Below are 22,787 nucleotides of genomic sequence, written 5' to 3'. Positions count from 1 at the left end.
CAGGAAAATTTAGTGTTCGGTTTCAGCAAACAGGCTGTGGTCTTCACTGACCGGTGTAAGCCGCTCGCTATCCGCTTCGGCCTTTTCGGGCTCGCTGAGCAATTGCTCAAGCGCAGATTCGGATACGAACTGGGCGATGGTGGGGCGCACCCGCAACAGGATGTCCACCACAACATCAGTGTCTTCACCCTGGAACTGGATCAGGCGCAGCTGTCGCAGCTTTTTCAGCAACTGCTTGCGTTCCACATGCTTGTCCGGCAGCGACATTTTCAGCAGATTGCGCATGCCGAGTTCCAGCGCCTCCAGTGTCAGGGCCACACAGCCCTGGTCATCCACTTGTCCTTCGCGCAGAGATTTGTCGTACTCCACCCGCAGCACCAGAATCGCGGCCACTTCCTGCTGAGTCAGGCGCGCGCGGAAGCCGCCGTGGTGGGGCTCTTCCTGATCCGGCATCCCAGGCACTTCGGCGCCGGGCGGATACACGCGAATAAACTGGAAACGACTGTCGTGCTGCAACCGCAGACCAAGCGGAGCGATCCACTCGCGAATCAACGGTTCGCAGCGCTGGAAACGATCGTAGAGCACCGTCTCCACATTGCTTTCATCGCGGCAGATCACACCGTAATCCAGCAGGCGCACCAACAGTTCGGAAAATTCGTTGCGGGTCAGCCGACACTGGGTCAGCGCCTCTTCCAAAGCCTGTTCAATCACGGTTTTTCAACTCAAGCGTGTATTCGTCAAATTGCTCGAAGAAGTCGTTACTCGCCACTTCTCCGGTAAAGGTCACTTCCACGAACGGGCCACTGCCGTCCTGGGATACCGCTGCGGCTTCCAGCGCATGGCTCATGGCGAGCAGGTCGCGGGCACTGTTGAGCGGCAGGTCGCGACTGCGGACTTGCTGCCCGCTTCCCAGCGCGGATTTCAGATAATTGCGCAGATCGCTACCGTTGAAATTGAACGCCTGGTCCAGCAACTGCTGAAGGACAATTTCCCGCTGACTGTCGTCGCTGATGGGCGCCTCATCTTCCACCAGGGTGTTCACCGGCGCCCTGCAGTTGCGCTGCCAGAGCTGCGTCTGTTTCGGGTCGAACAGACGCAGCTGGAAAGACGCCAGCTGATCACCGAGTTGCGTCAGTAATGCGTCGCGGTTGCTTGCCTTGCCAAGATCCTGGCACAGATCGGTGAATGCACCCTCGGTATGACTTTGCAGATAGCTCAGCTGGCGGATAATGATTTCCGCCCGCTTGGTGAAACCCTGCAAGGCGTGGCGCAGTGCCGGCAACTTCACTTCACAGGCGCGGCGCATGCGATCTTCGATGGTGTCGAGCATCAGCCAGAGCACCGATTGTCCCTCGCTGTAGAGTTCCGGCAACTGCTGACGCAGACGGCGCTCCCACTCGGCCTTGCTGCTGTTTTCCTTGCGACGAATCTGGCCGATGACACGGCCGATACTATCGCGGTGCTTTTCCACACTGTCGGCGGAAAGGCGGATGGCCAGGTCCGGTTGGAAGCGGCTTTCCATAAATGAAAAGAATTCTTCCGTGGCCTGCTGCACCAGTATCTGTGCTTCCACCTCGCGCACCAGTTCCCGCTTGCGCTCTTCCAGCTCTGCGATCATATCGGTGAAGTCGGCCACGATACGCTCGGAGTACTCCCAGGCATCGATCAGGTCGTAGACCTCACCGCGGCTATTGAAGGCCTCCAGAGCATTCAGCGTATTGCGGGTGTTGCGGTGACGGGTGCGCACGCGGGTGCTGTTCAGCTCCACCAGCGGCTGGGTGAACAGGCGGCCTCGACGGCTGAAGGGAAATGAAACAGAAAGCGTGGTGGTATCCACCAGCTTTTCCAGCCAGCCAAACTCCACCAAGCTGTTCAGCACCCATACCGCCTGCTCGCGCAGATTGCGAAAGCGCCCTTCCGGCTCTGTGCCGGCGTCACCGTCGCTCTCACTGTCGAGCTGGGGCGCGCGCGTCAAAGCCTCGGCAAAGATTTCCAGAATCTGCTCGCGATTCAGCGACTCGCCGTAATCCGCCTTCGCGGTATACAGGCGCTCGTACAGCAGGCGCAGGCATTCCACCACCTGCTCACGGTATTTGCCGGTCAGTGGACGAAAAAAATGCTGGTAGGAATCTGCAAAAAACAACGCAGAGATTTCCGCTTACTTGGTATGGATGTTAGTTGTCTTCCGGCTTCTGTTTCAGCACGCAGAATTTGGTGTAGTCACCGGCGTCTTTGAAGCTCCAGTCACCCTTGGGGGTTTCGTCCATTTTTTTGCACCAGGCATCGGAACCACGTTTGGGTTCGCAGGCGGTGAGAGTAAGGACGGCGATAGCGGCAGCGAGGATGGTCAGGATGTTTTTCATGGTCATTTTCTTTTAGTTTAATTTTTGTTTTTGCACCGCATGAGCCTGCTGAACACAGGCTCATGTGGGATTGTGTAGAAATTAGGCGGGATTACTCCCGGCGCCACTTGGTGCCTTCGCGGCTGTCTTCCAGCACCACACCCTTGGCCTTGAGTTCCTCGCGGATTTCATCGGCGCGGGCAAAGTTTCGGTCGACCTTGCTCTGCTGGCGCTCGGCGATCAATGCTTCGATTTCGTCTTCACTGATTTCGTCACCGCCGCGCGACTGCTTGAACCAGGTTTCCGCATCCATCTGCAGAATCCCCAGCAAGGCTCCGGCGGCGAGCAACTGGCCTTTCAGCGCCGGCTTGTTAGCATCCGCCGCCTTGTTCAGTTCCCGCGCCAGCTGGTGCAGTTCACTGATGGCGATGGGGGTATTCAGGTCGTCGTTCAGGGCCGCCATAAACGGGGTGTCACCGAGATCCACTTCGGCAGCGGTCACATCCTGGGTATCCCGCAGGGCGCCATACAGACCATCGAGGGTACGCCAGGCCTGATCCAGCAGATCCGCGCTGAAATTCAACTCCGAGCGGTAATGGGCCGAAAGCAGCGCAAAGCGCAGCACTTCGCCGGGATACTGCTTAAGCAGGTCGTTGACCATGCGGAAGTTGCCCAGCGACTTGGACATCTTCTCGCCATCGATATTCACGTAACCGTTGTGCATCCAGTAGCGCACAAAATCCACACCGTTGGCGCAGCAGCTCTGGGCGCGCTCATTTTCGTGGTGCGGAAAGGTCAGGTCGCGGCCCCCACCGTGGATATCGATGGTGTCTCCCAGATGCTTCTTGATCATCGCGGAGCACTCTAGGTGCCAGCCCGGACGACCGCGTCCCCAGGGGCTGTCCCAACCCGGCTCATCGTCGGCAGAGGGTTTCCACAGTACGAAGTCGCCGGCGTATTTTTTGTAGGGAGCTACTTCCACACGGGCGCCCGCAAGCATGTCGTCGAGTGAACGCTTGGAAAGCTTGCCGTAGTCTTCCATGGATTCCACGGCGAACAGCACGTGTCCGGAAGCCTCGTAGGCATGTCCCTTCTCCACCAGACGTTCGATCATCGCGATCATTTCCGGCAGGTGCTCGGTGGCATAGGGAGTGACGTCCGGCTGCAGGGTGTTGAGCGCGTGCATATCTTCGAAATAGGCCTGGGCGAAACGCGCACTAAGGGCGGCAATTTCCTCACCGTTCTCCCGCGCCGCTTTCATGATCTTGTCGTCGATATCGGTAATGTTGCGCGCGTACACCACGTCGCTGTACTGGGTTTTCAATAACCGGTACAGGGTGTCAAAAACCACCGCCGGGCGCGCGTTGCCGATGTGCACGCGGTTGTACACGGTGGGACCACACACGTACATGCGCACGCGGCCTTCCTGTAATGGTTGGAATACTTCCTTTTCACCGGAGAAGGTGTTGTAGAGTTTGAGAGACATCTCTTCCCGCTAACTTTATTCTCTGAGGTCATGTGGGGTGAACAAACAAATTCGTTCACCCCACGGGATTGGCCAGTGCGCCTGACTCAGTTGTCCTGTTCTTTGGCAAAAGAATCACGCAGCCCGATGGTGCGGTTGAAAACCGGTTTCTCGGCACTGCCGTATTTGCTGTCGCGACAGAAGTAACCATTGCGCTCGAACTGATAACCCTGCCCCACCTGCGCCTGTGCGAGGCCGACCTCGGCCTTGCAGCCACTCAGGATTTTCAGATTGTCCGGGTTGACCGATTCGAGGAAGTTCTTGTCGCCCACATCCGGTGACTCGTCATTGAAAAGACGGTCATACAGGCGCACTTCACAATCCACGTTATTGTCGGCGGAAACCCAGTGAATCACGCCCTTGGGTTTGACGCCGTCCGCCGGGTCCTTACCCAGGGTATCCAGGTCCACGGAACACAGCAGTTCAACGATTTCGCCGGCCTCGTTCTTGATGACCTCGTCTGCCTGAATCACATAGGCATTACGCAGGCGCACCTTTTTGCCGAGTACCAGACGCTTGTATTTCTTGTTGGCTTCCTCGCGGAAGTCTTCCTGCTCGATGTACACCGTTTTGGTAAACGGCAGCTCCCGCGCCGGCAGGTCGTCGCGCACCGGGTGGCCGGGTGCACTCAGCATTTCCTGCTGCCCTTCCGGATAGTTGGTGAGGGTGACCTTCAACGGCTCCATCACACACATGGCGCGGGGGGCATTCTTGTCCAGATCGTCGCGAATGGCGTATTCGAGCATGCCCACATCTACGGTGGAGTCCGCACGGGTAACCCCGATCATTTCGCAGAACTGGCGAATCGATGCCGGCGTCACACCGCGACGACGCAGGCCGGAGATGGTCGGCATGCGCGGATCGTCCCAGCCATCCACGAAACCTTCATCCACCAGTTGCTTGAGCTTGCGCTTGGAAACCACAGTGTAGTTCAAGTGCAGACGGGCAAATTCGTACTGGCGCGGACGCGCAGGAACCGGCAGATTTTCAATGAACCAGTCGTACAGCGGCTTGTGGTCTTCAAACTCCAGGGTACAGATGGAGTGGCTAATACCCTCGATGGCGTCGGACTGGCCGTGGGCGAAGTCGTAGCTCGGGTAGACACACCATTTGTCACCGGTCTGGTGGTGCGCCATTTTCTTGATGCGGTAGATGATCGGGTCGCGCAGGTTGATGTTTGCCGCGGCCATATCAATTTTTGCGCGCAGGCTGCAGCTGCCCTCGTCGAATTCGCCCGCGGTCATGCGTGCAAACAGATCCAGGTTCTCTTCCACCGAGCGGTCACGATAGGGACTGTTCTTACCCGGCGCTTTCAGGGTGCCGCGGTATTCACGGGCTTCTTCCCCCGACAGGTCACAAACGTAGGCTTTGCCTTCCTTGATCAGGTGGATGGCCCACTGGTGCAGCTGGTCAAAATAGTCCGAGGTGTATTTCGCCTCACCGGCCCACTCAAAGCCGAGCCATTCCACGTCACGCTTGATGGATTCGACGTACTCAACATCTTCCTTGGCCGGGTTGGTGTCGTCGAAGCGCAGGTTGCACTGACCGCCGAACTCCTTCGCCAGGCCAAAATTCAGGCAGATGGACTTGGCGTGACCAATGTGCAGATAGCCATTGGGCTCGGGCGGAAAACGGGTAGTCAACTGGCTGACCCGGCCCTGGGCCAGATCTTCGCGAATGATGTTCTGTAAGAAGTGAGCGGGCTTGCTCTCGGATGTCATAGCTTTCTCTATATACAGCTGCACGAACTAAGCGGCGGATTATAACGCAGATGGCCGCCGCCGCATGGGTTTTGATTGGCCGCAGTGACCTCACCTGCACGGCGGCTGCGGGGCTGGGATCAGCGGCGCGATAAGAGTATCATGCCGCCCCAAACCGACCCCGGACAGGACATTTTATGATCACTCTGCACACTACTCACGGCGACATCGCCATCGAACTGGACTTTGACAAGGCTCCGAAGACCGCCGCGAATTTCCTGCAGTACTGCCGCGACGACTTCTACACCGGCACCATCTTCCACCGGGTAATCAACAACTTCATGATCCAGGGCGGCGGCATGACCCCGAACATGGACCAGAAGCCCACCCGTGAATCCATCGAAAACGAAGCGGATAACGGCCTGAAGAACGACACCGGCACCCTGGCCATGGCGCGCACCATGGATCCGCACTCTGCCACCGCCCAGTTCTTCATCAACGTGAAAGACAATGACTTCCTGAACTTCCGCTCCAAGGACTCCCAAGGCTGGGGCTACTGTGTGTTCGGCAAAGTGGTCGACGGCATGGATGTGGTGAACAAGATCAAGGAAGTACCCACTGGCAGCAGCGGCTTCCACCAAGACGTACCCACCGAGAGCATCGAGATCACCGGCGTAACCATCTCCGACGCTTACGCTGACAAGTAATCGTCGAGACCTCAGGGCGGAACTCTCCAGTGGCCAGCTTTATTATTTCAGACCTGCACCTGGACGAATCCCGCCCGGATATCACCCGGGGCTTTTTTGATTTTCTGCAGGGCCCGGCCGCGAATGCCGACGCCCTGTACATACTCGGCGACTTTTTCGAAGTATGGATCGGGGACGACGATGACGCCCCTCTGCCCCGGGAGGTCGCACACCAACTCAAGGCCTATAGCGATCGCGGCCCTCGCGTTTATTTCATGCACGGCAACCGGGATTTCCTGCTCGGCAAGGAATACGCTGACCGCTGCGGCGCAGAGCTGCTGCCGGACCCCAGCGTGATCGAACTCGCCGGCCAACCGGTACTGCTGATGCACGGTGACAGCCTGTGCACCCTCGACCAGGAGTACATGGCGTTTCGCCAGCAGGCCCGCAACCCCATGTGGCAACAGGCACTGCTTGCCAAACCGCTGGAAGAGCGACGCCAGATCGCCACACAAATCCGCGCCGTGTCGAAGTCCATGAACAGCCGCAAGGCCGAAGACATCATGGATGTCACTCCGGATGAAGTGACCAACGCCATGGCGGAACACGGTGTTCGCACGCTGATCCACGGCCACACCCACCGACCCGCGCGCCACGCGTTAACCGTAGAGGGTGAAACTGCGGAGCGCATTGTGCTCGGCGACTGGGGCACCCAAGGCTGGTGCATCAGGGCGGATGAGAGCGGAATGGAACTGATTCACTGGCCACTGCAAGCGCAACCCTGAGACCGCACCGTACCAGCGCCCGGATATAGCAAAGCGCCTACATCGTCCCACTTAATTAGCGGGCTCGGCAGGCGCTCTTCGATTGGGGCCAGCACAGCCGACCCGGCTTTTACACGGACTGGATCAGCCAGCCGCGGGTAACGCTTTGTGACCACCTTCACCAAGATCCGCCGACTGCAGAACCTTCTCGGCAGCCTGCAAGGCTTCACTCAGCGTATCAAAAGTGCCCTGAGCCGGGATACGACCATTCAGCCCCTTCAACACCTTGTGTACCTCGCCATTCATTCCCGCCAGATACAGGCGCTTGCCGCTGTCTTTGGCGTCGGATGCGATGGTTTCCACCGCCAGCGCCGCAGACAGATCAAGGAAAGGTACGGAAGAGAAGTCCAGAATCAGTACCCGCGACTGATCGCTACTCTGCTCGCGCACATGGTGACCGAGGTCCGCTGCCGCACCGAAACTCAACGGGCCACTGAACTCGAACAGTGCGATACGCTCGCGATTGCGCTGCAGAATGGCTTTATCTTCCTCACTGTCGAGGTGCTCCGGCAGGTTGCGCAGGTGCTCGATCTGCAGGCGGGCAACCTGCTTCACATAAGCCAGCGCCGCCAACACCACACCGACACCTACCGCAGTGATAAGGTCGACAAACACGGTCATCCCAAGCACCAACACCATCAGCAGCAGATCCCAGCGGGGCCCCTGGTGTGCGCGCTTGAGGTATTTCCAGTCAATGATGTCGAGACCAACCTTGACCAGAATACCCGCCAATACCGCCTGGGGGATATTCTCCGCCAATGGACCGAGCCCCAGCGCCACCGCCAGCAACACCAGTGAGTGCACCATACCGGAAATACGGGTCTGACCACCGGAGCGGATATTCACCACAGTACGCATGGTGGCACCCGCGCCGGCGATACCGCCGATAAAGCCTGCCGCGGCGTTGCCAATGCCCTGCCCGATCAGTTCTTTATTGCTGTGATGACGGGTGCGCGTCATGTTGTCGGCAACCAGCGAGGTCAGCAAGCTATCCAGAGAGCCGAGTACCGCCAGGATGATCGCGGCCTCCACCACCAGCATCATCTGCTCGCCCCCGAACACCAGCATATGCAACTCCGGCAACCCGGTGGGAATACTGCCGAGAATAGGTACGTTCAACGTAAAGAATGCAACCAAGGTACCGGCCACCAGCGCCGCCAGCGGTGCCGGAACGTAGCGTCCCCACTTCGCCGGCCACAGGTAAACCATCGCCAGCGTGGCGAGGCCAAGCAACAGATTCGCGGGATGAATGTCAGAAAGCGCTTCCGGCACATTGCCGAGCGCACCGAGGGTGCCACTGGGAGATGCATGCCCCAACAGCGGATTCAACTGTAGGATGATAATGATGACGCCGATTCCGGTCATAAAACCGGAAATCACCGGATAAGGCACCAGCCGAATATAGTGGCCAACGCCGAGTACACCGAAGACTACCTGCAGCACACCGGCCAATATCACGGCGGTAAAAATCAGTGAAGCATCGCCGGAAAGGCTGGCAAACAGACCTGCCAGCACCACCACCATCGGCCCGGTCGGCCCGGAAATCTGCGGGCCCGTGCCGCCAAACAGCGCAGCGAAAAAGCCCACGGCAATAGCGCCATAAATACCGGCCATGGGACCGAGTCCCGAGGCCACACCCAGCGCAAGCGCCAGAGGAAGCGCGACAACGCCGGCGGTGATACCGCCGGTGATGTCGCCGCGCACGTTGGATAAATCGAACTTCATAACCGCTCAACCTCTATTGAACTACTCGGCATCCATGCCAGCCCCACCGCGCGCGGGACTGGGCTTCAAGTCGATCAGGCGCTACACGCACCGCCAGTAACCACTTCCGGCAGCTCACCCATCAAGGCGCGGTAGCGCTCCTCCATCGGCTTGAACTCACGGGATTCTTCGTCAAAACACAGCACTTCACCGCTGCCAATGTTGTAAACCCAGCCGTGCAGGGTGATGCCGCCATTGGCAATACCGCTCGCCACAGAGGGATGGGTGCGCAGGTGCTGCATCTGCTGGATAACGTTTTCAAAGGTCACTTCATCCAGGTGATCGGTGCACAGGGAACCATGTCGTCCACGCACGACTTCGGTCGCGGAACGGCAGTGGCCGAGCCACTCCTTGACATGCGGCAGGCCATCGAGCTTTTCCGGTGCAATCGCGCCCTTCATGGCACCGCAATCGGTATGTCCGCACACCACGATATGGGAAACACCCAGTGCTGCCACGGCGAATTCGATGGAAGCGGTCATACCACCGGTCTGACTACTGTGGGGAGGCACCACATTGCCGGCGTTCCGGCAGATGAACAATTCACCCGGTTCGGTCTGGGTTACCAGGTTCGGGTCGATACGGGAGTCCGCACAAGTGATAAACAGCACTTCAGGGCTCTGGCCGCCTGCCAGCTCAGAAAAACGCTCTTGCTTAGACGGAAAAACTTCTTTCTGAAATTTCGCTACACCGGAAATTACGTGCTCCATGAGAACTCCTTAGCTGAATTACAAGACTGGGCAATCAGGTTCGAATCCATTATTTTGTGATAGTTCAATAAGTTGAAATACCATTTGCTGATAACCCCTAGTTATCAACAGCCACCGGAACACCCTATGCCCACCAACGCGAACCCTCCGAGCTTCAAACAGCTGGAATATTTTGTGACCATCGCGTCCCATTCGAATTTTCGCCGTGCGGCCGAAGAATTACGGGTCAGCCAGCCCGCGCTCACCACCCAGATTCAGGCTCTGGAAGCCACACTCGGCATCCCCCTGTTCGAGCGCTCTCGCGCCGGCACCCTGCTGACGCCGGAGGGTCGCGAGCTTCTGGAACAGGCGCGCCAATTGATCCTGGGCATGCGGGAATTCACCAATTACGCGGAGTTGATCGCTCAGGGGCACCAGAGCACCTACAAGCTCGGCGTCCCCCCAACCCTGGGCCCCTATCTGCTCCCAAACGTGCTTCCCGCCCTGCACTCCCGCTACCACAAACTGAAACTCTATGTGCGCGAAGGGCCACCCAGACAGCTCCTCCAGGGGCTGACCGACGGCGCCTTTGACATCGCGATCGTGCCACTGCCAGTGAACCGCGACGACATTGCCGTGGAGCCCCTGTTTACCGAACCGCTTAAATTCGTCGTGCCGGCAGACCACCGCCTTGCAGGCAAATCACAGGTAATGCCCTCACAACTACGGGGCGAGAAGGTACTCACGCTCGAAGAACACCATCACTTCCACCATCAGGTACAGGAGATTTGTCAGGGCCTGGGGGCACATTTACAGCGGGATTACGAGGGCACCAGCCTGGACACACTGCGCCAGATGGTGGTTATGGGATTGGGCGTGGCATTTCTACCGGGACTGTATGTGCACTCGGAAATGCACAACCCGGAAGCGTTGCATGTAAGCGAAATCAAGTCGAAACCGATTCGTCGCCAGCACGGCCTGGTGTGGCGGGCCAGCGCGCCAGCGCGAAGGTTTTACCGCGGCCTGGCCGCGGATTTACGGGAGATCGTTCAGGACAGACTGGGCGACGTGGTGACTGTCGACAGCTGAGCACCAGCCTCAAGCGAGACTGGGGACACCACTGTGGAAACGGAAATCCTGGTCCGCAGATTCGATCAGGTTTTTCTCTATCTCGAGCAGCTCCTGTACCCGGGCCTCGATATCCTCGTCGGTGACCTTCTGGGCAAGGGTCAAATAATCGCGAAAATGACGCGCTTCCGACTTGAGCAGTGATAGATAAAACTTCTGGAGTTCATCGTCGAGGCGCGGGGCAATTTTCGCAAAGCGCTCGCAGGAGCGCGCCTCGATAATCGCACCGCAGATCAGCGTATCCACCAACCTGCCCGGCTCTGCCCCGCGCACCTGCTCCCGCAGGCCCGCTGCGTAGCGGGATGCAGTGACATGGGGATACTTGATCCCGCGCTTTTTCATGATCGCGATGACCTGCTCGAAATGCCGCAACTCCTCTCGCGCCAGGCGCGACATCTTGTTCAGCAGGTCGAAATTGTCGAGATAGCGGAACATCAGATTCAGCGCGGTACCCGCGGCCTTTTTCTCGCAGTTTGCATGGTCTATCAGCATCATCTCCGGCTCTGCCAGCGCGGCCTCCACCCAGGCATCCGGTGTCTCGCACAGAAGAAATTCATGGATGGCGGAGAGATCAGGAACTTGGTGATTCATATTCTGGACCGAAAACATCTGCTGCTGGCGTCGGCAAAGACACGCCGAACGGTGTAAAGGCTGCGGATTATAACGCCGCTCCCCGACTTTTGTTGACGAGCAGGGCCCGAAACTTAGTGGCGGGGCCGGAACAGTGCCTGAGAACATTAACAACAATTTGATAACGGCTTAATAAGTGGATTAATATCCTGGAAACATTCAGACGCAGCAACACCCTAAACCCAACTCAATCGAGAGTTAGTGCGGACCCATGGCCCAAAGTTCACTGAAACCACTCGCCGCGCGGCTACAACAATGCCTGGACACGATGCACGCCCGAGCGACTGAGCTGGCGGGGCCCCTGCAGAAACTGGATGCGTCTGCGCGCCCATGGTCGCACTATTTGCTGCAACCAGACTTCGCGGTGGACGCCGCAAACCAGCTGGCCGACAACCTCGAGCAACCTTTCGCCCACCCCTTCACACTCGCAAGCCGGCTGTTCGCGCAACTCAATTACAGCGATGAGATGGCACTTGGCGATGCACGCAACACCCTGCAGATTCCCGGGCTACTGGCGGTTCCCGCCAACGTCATTGCGCTCGCACAAACCCTGAATTCTGCGAAAGGGGAATTTCAGCAACTCACAGCAGAGATCAAGGAAGCGCTTGCGCCCCGCCCTCCCCTGGAGCGCGACAGGGTGCTGCGCGATATGCTCGCCGATGCCGGCTATCCGCGCGCGCATCTGCGCCACTGCTACCGCCAGATTCTGCTGTGTATGGAAAAGCCCGATGCGCTTGCGCTCAGCTGGATCAAGGCGCGCAAGTCCATCAAAAAAGTCAGCGTCGACTGGTGTGAGAAAAAACTGGTGCAGCTAGACCCGCAGGGCCAGGACGCGGGAATTCAATTTCAGCGGCAATTACTGGCTGGGCTCCACAAAAACCGTCACGATGACCTGCGCCAGGTGCAGATCCAGAGCCGTCCGAACTTGCAGGTGGCGGAAATTTTCCGCACGGAAAAAGAAGAAATATATCGACAGGTGGGTTATTCGGCGATGCCGGTGCTGGTAAACGGCGGCGACAATCGGGATTTTCCGGAATTCACCCGCGTGGACCACAATCCGCCCGCGTCACGCCGCCGCACCAGAAAAGACCTGAAAATCGAGCAAACACCGTTTCTCGCCGCTCTCAGGGTGCATCTGATCGCGACAACCTGAACCAATCTCTGTTCAGGCGCAGCAAAGCCCCGGCGCGACAAAGCGCTGGTAGTAAGCCACCGACAACCCATAGAAATCGTCGTCGATGCGCTTGCGCAACTCCACCAGGGAAACACCCTTCGCCACCGGTGTAGGGCGCAGGCCGAACTGCTCGGGTTCCTCAATCTGGCTGGCACCGGCCCGCAGCAATTCGAACACCCAGCAATAGGGGTTCTGATCTTCGTTGAACCGGATCTGCTGATGGCGCATCTGGGTCAGCAACAGATTGTGATCCACAATTTCCAGCTGGCTGCGTACGGCATTTGCAAGATATCCGTCACGGCGCTCTGCGATAATCCGGCGCTGTTCCTCCGAATAGGCATTCCAGTCAATCACTTCGTGGGCAAAGCGTTTGCAGCCCCGACATACATTGTCCCCGATACCGGTGGAACAAACTCCGATACAGGGCGTGCGCACTTTTTTATAGATCGCCATGAAGCGTAAATACCTCGTCGTCCTGCCAGGCCCGGATTAGCGGTGTGAAAGCGAGCGCCAGAGAATAGCATTTTTAGGGCGCGGATTGGTCCATTCATGTGGCGGATACCGACAGCCGGCAACCGCGCTGATACTATTAATTCTCACTACACAAAAGGCGATTTATTGCCCTTTATTTATTTTATGAATGGCGACAATTTGCGTAAGTTATTGATTTTTTTAAGAAACTTAACAGGATTAAGCCTTTAATGTAGAATTCGCCACCCGCCCCCAGCGGCCATCGAAATTTGTCGGAGTTCGGCTGACAAAGCAGTCACCCCGGATTCCTGGAAAGCTGTTGGTTTATACCCCACATACCAAAGAGGGAATTATCCGTGCTTGAAGCCTATCGCAAACACGTCGCCGAGCGCGCCGAACAAGGTATTCCACCCAAGCCCCTGAATGCTGAACAAGTGGCCGGCCTGGTTGAATTGCTGAAAAACCCGCCCGCAGGTGAAGAGCAGGAACTGCTGGACCTGATCACCAACCGCGTACCGCCGGGCGTGGACGAAGCGGCTTACGTTAAAGCCGGTTTCCTCACTGCCATCGCCAAGGGCGAGGCGACTTCTCCGCTGATCGACGCGGAGCACGCCACCAAACTGCTGGGCCAGATGCTGGGCGGTTACAACATTTCCACCCTGGTTGAACTGCTGGACGACGCCAAACTGGCCGCACTGGCCGGCGAGCAGCTGAAAGACACCCTGCTGATGTTCGACGCCTTCCACGACGTGGAAGAAAAAGCCAAAGCCGGCAACGAAGTTGCCAAAGCAGTGATCCAGTCCTGGGCTAACGGCGAGTGGTTCACCAAGCGCAACAAAGTAGCCGAGAGCATCAAAGTTGCCGTATTCAAGGTAACCGGCGAGACCAACACCGACGACCTGTCCCCGGCGCCGGACGCATGGTCCCGCCCGGACATCCCCCTGCATGCGCTGGCCATGTACAAAATGACCCGCGACGGCCTGACTCCGGAAGAACACGGTGTTAAAGGTCCGATGCAGCAGATCGAAGAAGTTATTGCCAAAGGCCTGCCGGTCGCCTTCGTCGGTGACGTAGTGGGTACCGGTTCTTCCCGTAAGTCCGCCACCAACTCCGTACTGTGGTTCTTCGGTGACGACCTGCCGGGCGTACCGAACAAGAAAGGCGGCGGCATCTGTATCGGCGGCAAAGTGGCCCCGATCTTCTACAACACCATGGAAGACGCCGGCGCACTGGTATTCGAAGCACCGGTTGACGAGCTGAACATGGGCGACGTGATCGAAATCCGTCCGTACGAAGGCAAGATCCTGGCGGAAGACGGCAAGGTGCTGTCCGAGTTCGCCCTGAAGTCCGACGTACTGCTGGACGAAGTGCAGGCGGGTGGCCGTATCAACCTGATCATCGGTCGCGGCCTGACCACCAAGGCCCGTGAATCCATGGGCCTGGGCGCATCCGACCTGTTCCGCATGCCCGAGCAGCCCGCCGACACCGGCAAGGGCTACACCCTGGCACAGAAAATGGTCGGCAAGGCCTGCGGCGTGGAAGGTATCCGCCCCGGTACCTACTGCGAGCCGAAGATGACCACCGTTGGTTCCCAGGACACCACCGGTCCGATGACCCGCGACGAACTGAAAGACCTGGCGTGCCTGGGCTTCTCCGCGGATCTCACCATGCAGTCCTTCTGTCACACCGCGGCCTACCCGAAGCCGGTGGACATCGACACCCAGCACACCCTGCCCGACTTCATCATGAACCGCGGCGGTGTTTCCCTGCGCCCGGGTGACGGCATCATCCACAGCTGGCTGAACCGCATGCTGCTGCCGGACACCGTTGGTACCGGTGGTGACTCCCACACCCGCTTCCCTATGGGCATCTCCTTCCCGGCCGGTTCCGGCCTGGTCGCGTTTGCCGCCGCCACCGGCGTTATGCCGCTGGATATGCCGGAATCCGTACTGGTGCGCTTCACGGGCGAACTGCAGCCGGGCATCACCCTGCGTGACCTGGTACATGCGATCCCCTACTACGCGATCCAGCAGGGCCTGCTGACCGTCGAGAAGAAAGGCAAGAAGAACATCTTCTCCGGCCGCATCCTCGAGATCGAAGGTCTGGACCACCTGACCGTAGAGCAGGCGTTCGAACTGTCCGACGCCTCCGCCGAACGTTCCGCAGCTGGCTGTACCATCAAGCTGCCGGAAGAAGCCATCGCCGAATACCTGCGCTCCAACATCACCCTGCTGCGCTGGATGATCGCGGAAGGTTACGGTTCCAAGCGCACCCTGGAGCGTCGTGCACGCGCCATGGAAGAGTGGCTGGCCGACCCGAAACTGATGAGTGCCGACGCCGACGCGGAATACGCTGCGGTAATCGAAATCGACCTGGCCGAAGTGAAAGAGCCGATCGTGTGTGCACCGAACGACCCGGACGACGCCCGCCTGCTCTCCTCTGTTGCTGGCGACAAGGTGGACGAAGTGTTCATCGGTTCCTGTATGACCAACATCGGTCACTTCCGTGCCGCCGGTAAACTGCTGCAGCAGCACAAAGGTGGTATCTCCACCCGCATGTGGATCGCTCCACCGACCAAGATGGACGAGCACCAGCTGATGGAAGAAGGCTACTACAACATCTACGGCTCTGCCGGTGCCCGCACCGAGATGCCCGGATGCTCCCTGTGCATGGGTAACCAGGCACGTGTAGCCCCGAACAGCACCGTACTGTCCACCTCTACTCGCAACTTCCCGAACCGTCTGGGCGATGGTGCCAACGTGTACCTGACCTCCGCGGAACTGGCCTCTGTGGGCGCGATCCTGGGCAAGCTGCCGACTCCGGCGGAATACCAGGAATTCGCCAAGAACCTGGACGCTATGTCTGCGGAAATCTACCGCTACCTGAACTTCGACCAGATTGAGGAATTCCAGAAATCTGCCGAAGAGGGCAAGCGCATTGCCGCCACCGAGATTCAGGATGTTGCTGTTTAAGTAACAACTGATCGCTAAAAAAAGCCCCGCTCGCGAGAGCGGGGCTTTTTTATTTGCGATATTTACCGAAGCGAAAACCCGGAAGATCTACAAAGTCATGGCGATAAATGAAAACAGCAAGGGGCCGTCAACTTCCGAGATAATCGGCAGCACCACCCCGCACCTGATTCTCTATCTACCGCACAGACCAAATGCGCTTGAAGAATTATTCAGACGGCCAAGCGCAAAGACATTAATTGAAAACAACTCCAACCACTGGCGAAAAATCGTCACGCTCTTGGCGAAGATCGGCAGTCCGGAAATAAACGATTGGCGGCGTTTCAGGGATGAGGCGTTGTTTGACCAGTGTGCAATCTGCTTTAGCGCTTCGCTGGCAGATTCCAAAACCGAAGCGTGGCACTGGATTGGCGGCAAGGAAAATTTGCAGCGTTTCAATATCGATGGATTACATACCGAGCCACTGCAGGAAACTAGCGAGGTGTCCATCGACATTGAGAGGCGGATATTCCTGACACCCTATCCGGATTACCGGCAGCTCAATAATGCTACGGTAACCAAGATCCGGGCGGCGCTGGCAAGCGAAGGGTTCTATGGCTAGGCAGATGGGACTGCAGTGCAGCCCCACCCCAAAAAATGTGTGGTCTTTAACTTACCATTTAACGGCGGGTAAGCGTTGATCCGCGGGAATCCAGTGAAGCGAGTATGCGCTTCATTTCATCGGCCTCGTCCTGGACTCGTTTCGCTTTCGCCGCGGCCATCGCGGCCTTTTCGGCTTCAATTCCAGCCTTGATAGCGCGCTCGCGCGCAGCACTTCCGGTCCGCCCCGTCGCCAACTTTTCCTTGACCGGCTTGGTGGTGCGTTTGCTCGTGGACGCTGAAGTTGATGATGAAGAGGAGCTCGCGACCAAAACAGCAGCACCGACACCGGGACGTGGCTTCGGCTTGGGTTTTGACAGCGCCGCTTTCGTTGCGCCGGGCAATACGGTGGTGATACCTACCAGGCTTTTTCCGTTGTAGGTATCCAGCGCTTCCTCTACCTGCTGTTGCAGTTCCATGCGGTCCTCGGCCACGGCAAACAGCTCGACCGAGTATGCATGCGGGCCAAATACCTTCAACTCCCTATAAAATGGATGATCGATGCCCAGTGAAACGGCATCCTGAAGCTGCTTGAAGCGGGCCTCTGGGGTTACGCCCTCGCGGGTAGTGCCCACCCACACATCATCAGTTTCTTCATTTGTAAGGGTAAATACGATCATAGAACCTCAGTCAACATCATAGCGAGCAGCGGTGAATCACCAGTTCACCGGTATCGGAACCGTCAAAAGGCCGCGCATTCTAATGATTAAAAAATAAATGTGCAGACTTGACTTGAGCGCCTTCCTGAATAGATTTGCTTCGTAAAATTAATCACTGAAAAACCATGAATCTGCCCTATTTCCTCGGCTGCCCACAGTGGCAACACCCGGCATGGAACTCCCGCTTGCCGGCGGGCTCCACACCGCTTGAACGCTACAGTCAGGTGCTGAACTGTGTCGAGGGGAATACTACTTTCTACGCGACCCCAACAAAGGCGCAATGTGGTCAGTGGCGAAGCCAGGTTTCCGACAACTTTCGTTTCCTGCTGAAATTCCCGCGCAGCATTACCCACGACCAGCTTTTAGCGGCTTCGCACAAAGAATTACGGGATTTTCTGGATATCGTTGAGCCGCTACAGGATGTGCTGGGACCATTTCTGCTGCAGCTGCCGGCCACCTTCGGGCCGCAACAGCTAAATAACCTGTGGCGCTTTCTTGACAACCTGCCGCCACCGCTTTCCTGTACCGTTGAAGTCCGCCACGGAGCGTTTTTCCAGAAAGGCGAGGTGGAGAGAGAGCTGAACCGAGGACTGCGAGAACGCAAGACCGCTCGAGTCTGCCTGGACAGCCGCGGCCTGTTTGCCGCGCGTGCGGACAGTGAGTCGATCCGCGATGCCCAGCGCAAGAAACCCAATGTGCCGATACACCTGTTACCGGTGGAGGCGTCCCCGGTCATCCGCTACATCGGGCACCCGGATCTGGAGAGTAACCGACAGTATCTGAGTCCCTGGGTGGAGCGTGTTGCGCACTGGATTGAACAGGGAGTACGCCCCTTCGTGTTTATCCATATGCCGGACAACGGTGATGCGCTGAACCTTGTCTCGTTGTGGAGCGAACTGCTGCACGAACGCCTGCCGCAGGCGCCGATTTTGCATTTCAACGAAAAACAGCCCCAACTGGGGCTGTTCTAAACATGTGGCCGACGCCGCCCCATCAGAAGGTATAGGTCACTGCGGCAAAACCCTTGATAACATATTGCTCATCCACAATAGGACTATCAGCAATATCGCTATCGAGGTACTCCACACCCACGTCCAGCACCACCCGCCAGTTCTCGGTGATTTCGAGCATACCGCCAATGCCCGCCTCTGCACTGACGGCACTGCCTACATCGTAGGCCGGGCGTTCCGGCAGCGCCGCCCATTCCGGCACACCAAAGTCGTAATTGGCCAGGTCGCGACTCAGCCAGTTCACCCCCAGTGAAGGTGCCCAGCTCAGGTTGCCGCTCTGAAATCCCCTGGATACCCTCAATTCCGCGGTTCCGCCACCAAAACGGTCAAGCACATCGTGCTGATAGCGGAAATCCACATCGACCCGGTTTGGGCCGTCGTACACCACCCCCACCCCCGCCATCAGGGTGTTGTCCCTGTCCCCTAGCCCTTCAAGAGCCGGACTATCATCTTCTTCGTAGGCGCCCACCCGATAGGTAGCATTGACCGCGAAACGCAATCTGTCGCTGCCAAACAGGCCATACCGCAGGCTCGGGCCCACCCACTGCAGGCGCTCACCGAAATAGGTAATAGCCGGGATCACCTGTACCACAGTACTGTCCGAACCGAGGTACGGACTACTGCGACCTATAACCCCGATACCGACGCCCCACTGGCCGGATTCCCCGAGCACTTCATAAAGCTCGATATCGACACGTTGCGCGCCTCCTTCTGCAACGGTAAAAGCGGCTCGCTGGAAACTAGGTGGCCCCTTGGGACGATATTGGTTCGAGAGGCCAATAGGCTCTTTGGGGATACCGATAAAGGTCCTGTCGAGTGCGCGGTTATCGTTTTCATCGACATACACCAGCAGCGCCACAACTCCGGCGGGAATAGCATCCAGCCGGTATATGCCGTCCGCACTGACCGTTAATCGGGTCTCGACGGCAGGACTGCGAAAATCGCCGAACGCATCGGGATTGTCGTAAACCTGGAAAACCAGCACGCCCTCGGCGGGTGCGTTGTCTACGTGTACCTCAAGTTCTGCACCCGCCGCTCGGGCGACAAACATCAGCGCCGCAATGACACCCAGGAAAAATCTGAAAACATTCATTAGGGCTTTCGCTATTTCGGAAACTCAGTGACTAACGTACGCAAATATTCATCAATGGATCACTCCAAGTTTGAATATCCTGCGAAAAGAAAACGGGCAGCCCGGAGGCTGCCCGCTAACGTAGTCACCGTAATAACCGGCTCACTACAGATCAGTTAAAACGATCCAGGTTCATCACCTTGTTCCAGGCATTAACGAAGTCGTTAACAAATGTCTGCTCAGAATCTTCCATCGCATAGTATTCGGCGACAGCCCGCAATTCAGAGTTGGAGCCGAAAATGAGATCGACCGGGGTGGCCGTCCACTTGACCTTGCCGGTCTTGCGATCCTTCCCTTCGTAAATGCCCTCACCCTTGGACGACTTCGACCACTCGTTGTCCATGCTCAGCAGGTTGACGAAAAAGTCATTGGTCAGGGTTCCCGGTTTGTCCGTAAACACGCCGTTCTTCGAATTACCGGCGTTGGCACCCAGGGCTCGCATGCCGCCCACCAGCACCGTCATTTCAGGCACCGTCAACGTCAACAGATCCGCGCGGTCCACCAGCATTCTGGCCGGAGGGACCGAGTTATCCTTGCCGTAATAGTTGCGGAAGCCGTCCGCCCTCGGCTCAAGCCAGCCAAAAGACTCCACATCCGTCATTTCCACAGTGGCGTCGGTGCGGCCCGGCTTGAACGGCACATGCACATTGTGCCCCGCGCTCTTGGCCGCCTGTTCGATCGCCGCATTACCGGCCAGCACTATGGTATCGGCCAGTGATATTTGCTTGCCGCCGCCGAGTGACTTGTTGAAGTCCTGCTGAATGGCCTGCAGTTTGCCCAGCACCTTGGTCAGCTCCTGCGGGTCGTTAACCGGCCAGTCTTTCTGGGGAGCCAGTCGAATACGTGCACCGTTGGCACCACCGCGCATATCGGATCCGCGGAAGGTCGAAGCGGACGCCCAGGCCGTGCGTACCAGCTCGGGGACCGTCAACCCGGAGGCGAGAATTTTCCCCTGCAGCGCCAGCAAGTCTCGTTCATCCACCATCTGGTAGTCGGCGGTGGGAACCGGGTCTTGCCACAGGAGGTCTTCCTTGGGTATCTCCGGACCCAGGTAGCGAGCCTTGGGCCCCATGTCCCGGTGGGTGAGCTTGAACCAGGCTCTGGCGAAGGCATCTTCCAGCTCTTTCGGGTTGTCCTTGAAGCGCTCGGAGATTTTGCGATAGGCGGGGTCTTCCTTCAGGGCCAGGTCCGTTGTCAGCATGATCGGGGCATGCCGCTTATCCGCGAGATGTGCGTCCGGTACCATGTTGCCGGCATTGGGGTCTGTCGGTACCCACACGGTGCCGCCACCGGGCCCCTTGCTTTTTTTCCATTCGAACCGGTACAGATTGTCGAGAAAGTTGTGACTCCACTGCGCGGGCGTGATCGTCCAGGCACCTTCCAGCCCACTGGTGAAGGTATCCTCCGCATTGCCCTTGCCACATTTGTTTTTCCAGCCGAATCCCTGCTGTTCGGTGGGGGCCGCCGCAGGTTCCACGCCGACACATTCGTGCTTGACCGCACCGTGGGTCTTACCGAAAGCATGCCCTCCGGCAATCAGGGCAACGGTCTCCTCGTCGTTCATCGCCATGCGCCCGAATGACAGGCGAATCTTCTCCGCCGCCAACTTCGGATCGAGGCTGCCGCCTGGCCCTTCGGGGTTCACATAGATCAGCCCCATCACGGTGGCCGCCAGCTGGCGGTCGAGACTCTTGCCCTTAAAGCGCTTTTCATAGTCCAGCATCTGGGTTTCCGGGCCCCAGTACACCAGTTCCGGCTCCCAGTCGTCTTTTCGGCCACCGGCGAAGCCAAAGGTCTTGAACCCCATGGTTTCCAGGGAGACGTTGCCGGTGAGTATCATCAGATCGGCCCAGGAGATCGATTTGCCGTACTTCTGCTTGATGGGCCACAACAGCCGACGCGCCTTGTCGAGGCTTACGTTATCCGGCCAGCTGTTGAGCGGATCAAAACGCTGCTGACCACCGCCGGCACCGCCACGGCCATCGCCAACCCGGTAAGTACCTGCGGCATGCCACGCCATGCGGATCATCAATGGACCGTAATTCCCATAATCGGCGGGCCACCAGTCCTGCGATGTCTTCAGTACCTGCTCGATGTCCTTTTTCACCGCATTGAGATCGAGGCTGTTAAACGCCTTGGCATAATCGAAGTCATCCGCCATGGGGTTGGAAGACTTTCCGTGATCCCGCAGGGGTGAAAGGTCCAGTTGATCCGGCCACCAGAACTGGTTTGATCTGGCTTCACCGGGCTGGGGCGCACCGCCCATGGGTTTATCCTGTGCCTGGATCGACACACTGGCGGAAAGTGTCGCTACCGTCATGGCAATCGCGGTACATAGGGGTATCGCCTTTCTGTTCATTACCGTGCCTCTCGTGAGAAAACCGCTAGTTAGTTATGGAAATAGCTGGTTCTGAATATAGGCACAGATAAGACGCTCGTTAGCGCAACAAAAAATAACCCGCGCCAACTAGTGCCTTGAGCGCAGAAAAAATGATTTAGGCAATAACCAAGGGGAATTGCGCGGCGCGACCAATAAAGTGAACAAATCAAGTCGATTGCTTTTTCTTATTCACGGGTAGCGGAGTAACTATCGCCCCGTTCATTGTCGGACGAAGTCCAGTTACTACACTAGCGACATACATTTTTGCGGTGTTACCTGATGCCAGGTGATATTAACAATCTGACTCAGCTGTTGCTCCAGCTCGAGAATCTTCCCGACAGGTACGATCGTATTACCATCGGGACGGTACTGGAGGCCTTGGGACAGCGCTCTTTCGCCCCGGTTATTCTGGTAGCCGGGCTGGTTCTCTTTTCCCCCCTTTCCGGCATTCCGGGCATGCCCACAATCATGGGGATACTGGTACTACTGACATCCGTTCAAATGCTGATCATGCGCAGTCATTTTTGGCTGCCACAGTGGGTATTGCGACGCACCATTTCCGAGCGCAATTTTCGCCGCACTCTGCACTGGCTGTACCGGCCGGCATCGGTGATTGATCGCTGGCTTCAGCCGCGACTGCCATTGTTCGTCAACCGCAGTGGAGCTTACTTAATTGCGGTCATCTGTACCCTGATGTCACTGGCATTGCCACTCATGGAATTGTTGCCCTTTTCCGCCACTCTGGCCGGACTGGGCTTTGCGGCTTTCGGCCTGGCGCTGGTCGCTCACGATGGCTTACTCGCCGTGCTTGCCATCGCCATCACCGGCTTGGTCCCGGGCCTGGCACTGAAAGCGTTGATCTGGTGAACATGTTTCGCGCACGCTCCAACACCTGTGGCTGGCTCGGAATTGAACAATTTCTCGAAGGTTCAGACGTGAATTTTCTTGTCCACTCATGCCGTGGGATATTTCCAGCCGCCCCAATAAAGCTGAATAACCTGCCCCAACGAACAAAACCAACATCCCATACCTGTCTTAATGTCGCCGATACAGAACGTAACATTT

General features: G+C 57.7%; 20 protein-coding genes. 8 read left to right on the top strand and 12 right to left on the bottom strand.

Translation table 11 applies throughout. The features are described 5' to 3' along the window. Positions 1 to 9: 9 nt before the first annotated feature. The 5 genes from R5R33_RS17025 to R5R33_RS17005 form a co-directional block, all read right to left on the bottom strand. Positions 10 to 711: a DUF4194 domain-containing protein gene (locus R5R33_RS17025; RefSeq protein ID WP_318953897.1), complete on the bottom strand. Its 702-nt coding sequence runs from the start codon at positions 709 to 711 to the stop codon at positions 10 to 12. Beyond that, positions 704 to 2,143 carry a Wadjet anti-phage system protein JetA family protein gene (locus tag R5R33_RS17020; RefSeq protein WP_318953896.1) on the bottom strand — a complete coding sequence of 480 codons (1,440 nt, stop codon included), beginning with the start codon at positions 2,141 to 2,143 and terminating at the stop codon, positions 704 to 706. Before R5R33_RS17020 ends, R5R33_RS17025 begins: the two co-directional genes overlap by 8 nt. A 31-nt stretch (positions 2,144 to 2,174) precedes the next feature. Then, positions 2,175 to 2,363 carry a DUF3012 domain-containing protein gene (locus tag R5R33_RS17015; protein WP_318953895.1) on the bottom strand — a complete coding sequence of 63 codons (189 nt, stop codon included), beginning with the start codon at positions 2,361 to 2,363 and terminating at the stop codon, positions 2,175 to 2,177. A gap of 91 nt (positions 2,364 to 2,454) precedes the next feature. Next, a complete protein-coding gene (cysS, locus tag R5R33_RS17010) occupies positions 2,455 to 3,828 on the bottom strand; it encodes a cysteine--tRNA ligase (RefSeq protein WP_318953894.1) in 1,374 nt (457 codons plus the stop codon). 86 nt (positions 3,829 to 3,914) lie between these two features. Continuing rightward, on the bottom strand, positions 3,915 to 5,588 hold the full coding sequence (locus tag R5R33_RS17005; RefSeq protein ID WP_318953893.1) for a glutamine--tRNA ligase/YqeY domain fusion protein: 1,674 nt from the start codon (positions 5,586 to 5,588) through the stop codon (positions 3,915 to 3,917). 176 nt (positions 5,589 to 5,764) lie between these two features. On the opposite strand from R5R33_RS17005, the gene R5R33_RS17000 reads away from it, so the two are divergent. Together R5R33_RS17000 and R5R33_RS16995 are read left to right on the top strand one after the other, a co-directional pair. Then, positions 5,765 to 6,274 carry a peptidylprolyl isomerase gene (locus R5R33_RS17000; protein WP_318953892.1) on the top strand — a complete coding sequence of 170 codons (510 nt, stop codon included), beginning with the start codon at positions 5,765 to 5,767 and terminating at the stop codon, positions 6,272 to 6,274. A gap of 29 nt (positions 6,275 to 6,303) precedes the next feature. Continuing rightward, positions 6,304 to 7,038, top strand: a complete 735-nt coding sequence (locus tag R5R33_RS16995; protein WP_318953891.1) for a UDP-2,3-diacylglucosamine diphosphatase — start codon at positions 6,304 to 6,306, stop codon at positions 7,036 to 7,038. A gap of 123 nt (positions 7,039 to 7,161) precedes the next feature. Here R5R33_RS16995 and R5R33_RS16990 read toward each other — a convergent pair whose 3' ends face one another. Next, complete coding sequence (locus R5R33_RS16990) at positions 7,162 to 8,802, bottom strand: SulP family inorganic anion transporter (RefSeq protein ID WP_318953890.1); 1,641 nt, start codon at positions 8,800 to 8,802, stop codon at positions 7,162 to 7,164. Positions 8,803 to 8,876: 74 nt separating this feature from the next. Then, positions 8,877 to 9,551, bottom strand: a complete 675-nt coding sequence (locus R5R33_RS16985) for a carbonic anhydrase (RefSeq protein WP_318953889.1) — start codon at positions 9,549 to 9,551, stop codon at positions 8,877 to 8,879. 126 nt (positions 9,552 to 9,677) lie between these two features. Between R5R33_RS16985 and R5R33_RS16980 the strand changes: the two genes are divergently transcribed. After that, positions 9,678 to 10,619: a hydrogen peroxide-inducible genes activator gene (locus tag R5R33_RS16980; protein WP_318953888.1), complete on the top strand. Its 942-nt coding sequence runs from the start codon at positions 9,678 to 9,680 to the stop codon at positions 10,617 to 10,619. 9 nt (positions 10,620 to 10,628) lie between these two features. Here the strand turns inward: R5R33_RS16980 and miaE are convergent, their stop codons facing one another. After that, positions 10,629 to 11,249: a tRNA-(ms[2]io[6]A)-hydroxylase gene (gene miaE / locus R5R33_RS16975; RefSeq protein WP_318953887.1), complete on the bottom strand. Its 621-nt coding sequence runs from the start codon at positions 11,247 to 11,249 to the stop codon at positions 10,629 to 10,631. A gap of 250 nt (positions 11,250 to 11,499) precedes the next feature. Here miaE and R5R33_RS16970 point away from each other — a divergent pair, with 250 nt between their 5' ends. Then, a complete protein-coding gene (locus R5R33_RS16970; protein ID WP_318953886.1) occupies positions 11,500 to 12,441 on the top strand; it encodes a hypothetical protein in 942 nt (313 codons plus the stop codon). A 12-nt stretch (positions 12,442 to 12,453) separates the two neighbouring features. On the opposite strand, the gene R5R33_RS16965 is transcribed toward R5R33_RS16970, so the two are convergent. Continuing rightward, positions 12,454 to 12,915 (bottom strand): DUF1289 domain-containing protein, encoded by a 462-nt coding sequence (locus R5R33_RS16965; protein WP_318953885.1) that lies wholly within the window; start codon positions 12,913 to 12,915, stop codon positions 12,454 to 12,456. 374 nt (positions 12,916 to 13,289) lie between these two features. Here R5R33_RS16965 and acnB point away from each other — a divergent pair, with 374 nt between their 5' ends. Beyond that, complete coding sequence (gene acnB / locus R5R33_RS16960) at positions 13,290 to 15,905, top strand: bifunctional aconitate hydratase 2/2-methylisocitrate dehydratase (protein ID WP_318953884.1); 2,616 nt, start codon at positions 13,290 to 13,292, stop codon at positions 15,903 to 15,905. Positions 15,906 to 16,002: 97 nt separating this feature from the next. Then, positions 16,003 to 16,503, top strand: a complete 501-nt coding sequence (locus R5R33_RS16955; RefSeq protein ID WP_318953883.1) for a DUF6942 family protein — start codon at positions 16,003 to 16,005, stop codon at positions 16,501 to 16,503. A gap of 58 nt (positions 16,504 to 16,561) precedes the next feature. Here the strand turns inward: R5R33_RS16955 and R5R33_RS16950 are convergent, their stop codons facing one another. After that, the gene (locus R5R33_RS16950) at positions 16,562 to 17,161 is read right to left on the bottom strand and encodes a GIY-YIG nuclease family protein (protein WP_318953882.1); all 600 of its coding nucleotides are present in this window, start codon (positions 17,159 to 17,161) and stop codon (positions 16,562 to 16,564) included. 164 nt (positions 17,162 to 17,325) lie between these two features. Between R5R33_RS16950 and R5R33_RS16945 the strand changes: the two genes are divergently transcribed. Next, positions 17,326 to 18,171 (top strand): DUF72 domain-containing protein, encoded by an 846-nt coding sequence (locus tag R5R33_RS16945; protein ID WP_318953881.1) that lies wholly within the window; start codon positions 17,326 to 17,328, stop codon positions 18,169 to 18,171. A gap of 22 nt (positions 18,172 to 18,193) precedes the next feature. Here the strand turns inward: R5R33_RS16945 and R5R33_RS16940 are convergent, their stop codons facing one another. After that, entirely contained in the window at positions 18,194 to 19,303 is a 1,110-nt protein-coding gene (locus tag R5R33_RS16940; protein WP_318953880.1) for a MipA/OmpV family protein, read from the bottom strand. Positions 19,304 to 19,454: 151 nt separating this feature from the next. After that, positions 19,455 to 21,701 carry a catalase/peroxidase HPI gene (gene katG / locus R5R33_RS16935; RefSeq protein ID WP_318953879.1) on the bottom strand — a complete coding sequence of 749 codons (2,247 nt, stop codon included), beginning with the start codon at positions 21,699 to 21,701 and terminating at the stop codon, positions 19,455 to 19,457. Positions 21,702 to 22,001: 300 nt separating this feature from the next. Here katG and R5R33_RS16930 point away from each other — a divergent pair, with 300 nt between their 5' ends. Next, complete coding sequence (locus tag R5R33_RS16930) at positions 22,002 to 22,589, top strand: exopolysaccharide biosynthesis protein (RefSeq protein WP_318953878.1); 588 nt, start codon at positions 22,002 to 22,004, stop codon at positions 22,587 to 22,589. The last annotated feature ends 198 nt before the right edge of the window (positions 22,590 to 22,787 follow it).

Source organism: Microbulbifer pacificus (assembly GCF_033723955.1).
GTDB lineage: Bacteria > Pseudomonadota > Gammaproteobacteria > Pseudomonadales > Cellvibrionaceae > Microbulbifer > Microbulbifer pacificus.
This window is presented reverse-complemented; position numbering and strand designations above follow the sequence as displayed.

Excerpts from the sequence above, each read along its gene's own strand:
- R5R33_RS17015 (WP_318953895.1), bottom strand. The coding sequence starts at position 2,363 with ATGAAAAACATCCTGACCATCCTCGCTGCCGCTATCGCCGTCCTTACT.
- cysS (WP_318953894.1), bottom strand. The coding sequence starts at position 3,828 with ATGTCTCTCAAACTCTACAACACCTTCTCCGGTGAAAAGGAAGTATTC.
- R5R33_RS17005 (WP_318953893.1), bottom strand. The coding sequence starts at position 5,588 with ATGACATCCGAGAGCAAGCCCGCTCACTTCTTACAGAACATCATTCGC.
- R5R33_RS17000 (WP_318953892.1), top strand. The coding sequence starts at position 5,765 with ATGATCACTCTGCACACTACTCACGGCGACATCGCCATCGAACTGGAC.
- R5R33_RS16990 (WP_318953890.1), bottom strand. The coding sequence starts at position 8,802 with ATGAAGTTCGATTTATCCAACGTGCGCGGCGACATCACCGGCGGTATC.
- R5R33_RS16985 (WP_318953889.1), bottom strand. The coding sequence starts at position 9,551 with ATGGAGCACGTAATTTCCGGTGTAGCGAAATTTCAGAAAGAAGTTTTT.
- R5R33_RS16980 (WP_318953888.1), top strand. The coding sequence starts at position 9,678 with ATGCCCACCAACGCGAACCCTCCGAGCTTCAAACAGCTGGAATATTTT.
- miaE (WP_318953887.1), bottom strand. The coding sequence starts at position 11,249 with ATGAATCACCAAGTTCCTGATCTCTCCGCCATCCATGAATTTCTTCTG.
- R5R33_RS16970 (WP_318953886.1), top strand. The coding sequence starts at position 11,500 with ATGGCCCAAAGTTCACTGAAACCACTCGCCGCGCGGCTACAACAATGC.
- R5R33_RS16965 (WP_318953885.1), bottom strand. The coding sequence starts at position 12,915 with ATGGCGATCTATAAAAAAGTGCGCACGCCCTGTATCGGAGTTTGTTCC.
- R5R33_RS16955 (WP_318953883.1), top strand. The coding sequence starts at position 16,003 with ATGGCGATAAATGAAAACAGCAAGGGGCCGTCAACTTCCGAGATAATC.
- R5R33_RS16950 (WP_318953882.1), bottom strand. The coding sequence starts at position 17,161 with ATGATCGTATTTACCCTTACAAATGAAGAAACTGATGATGTGTGGGTG.
- R5R33_RS16945 (WP_318953881.1), top strand. The coding sequence starts at position 17,326 with ATGAATCTGCCCTATTTCCTCGGCTGCCCACAGTGGCAACACCCGGCA.
- R5R33_RS16940 (WP_318953880.1), bottom strand. The coding sequence starts at position 19,303 with ATGAATGTTTTCAGATTTTTCCTGGGTGTCATTGCGGCGCTGATGTTT.
- katG (WP_318953879.1), bottom strand. The coding sequence starts at position 21,701 with ATGAACAGAAAGGCGATACCCCTATGTACCGCGATTGCCATGACGGTA.
- R5R33_RS16930 (WP_318953878.1), top strand. The coding sequence starts at position 22,002 with ATGCCAGGTGATATTAACAATCTGACTCAGCTGTTGCTCCAGCTCGAG.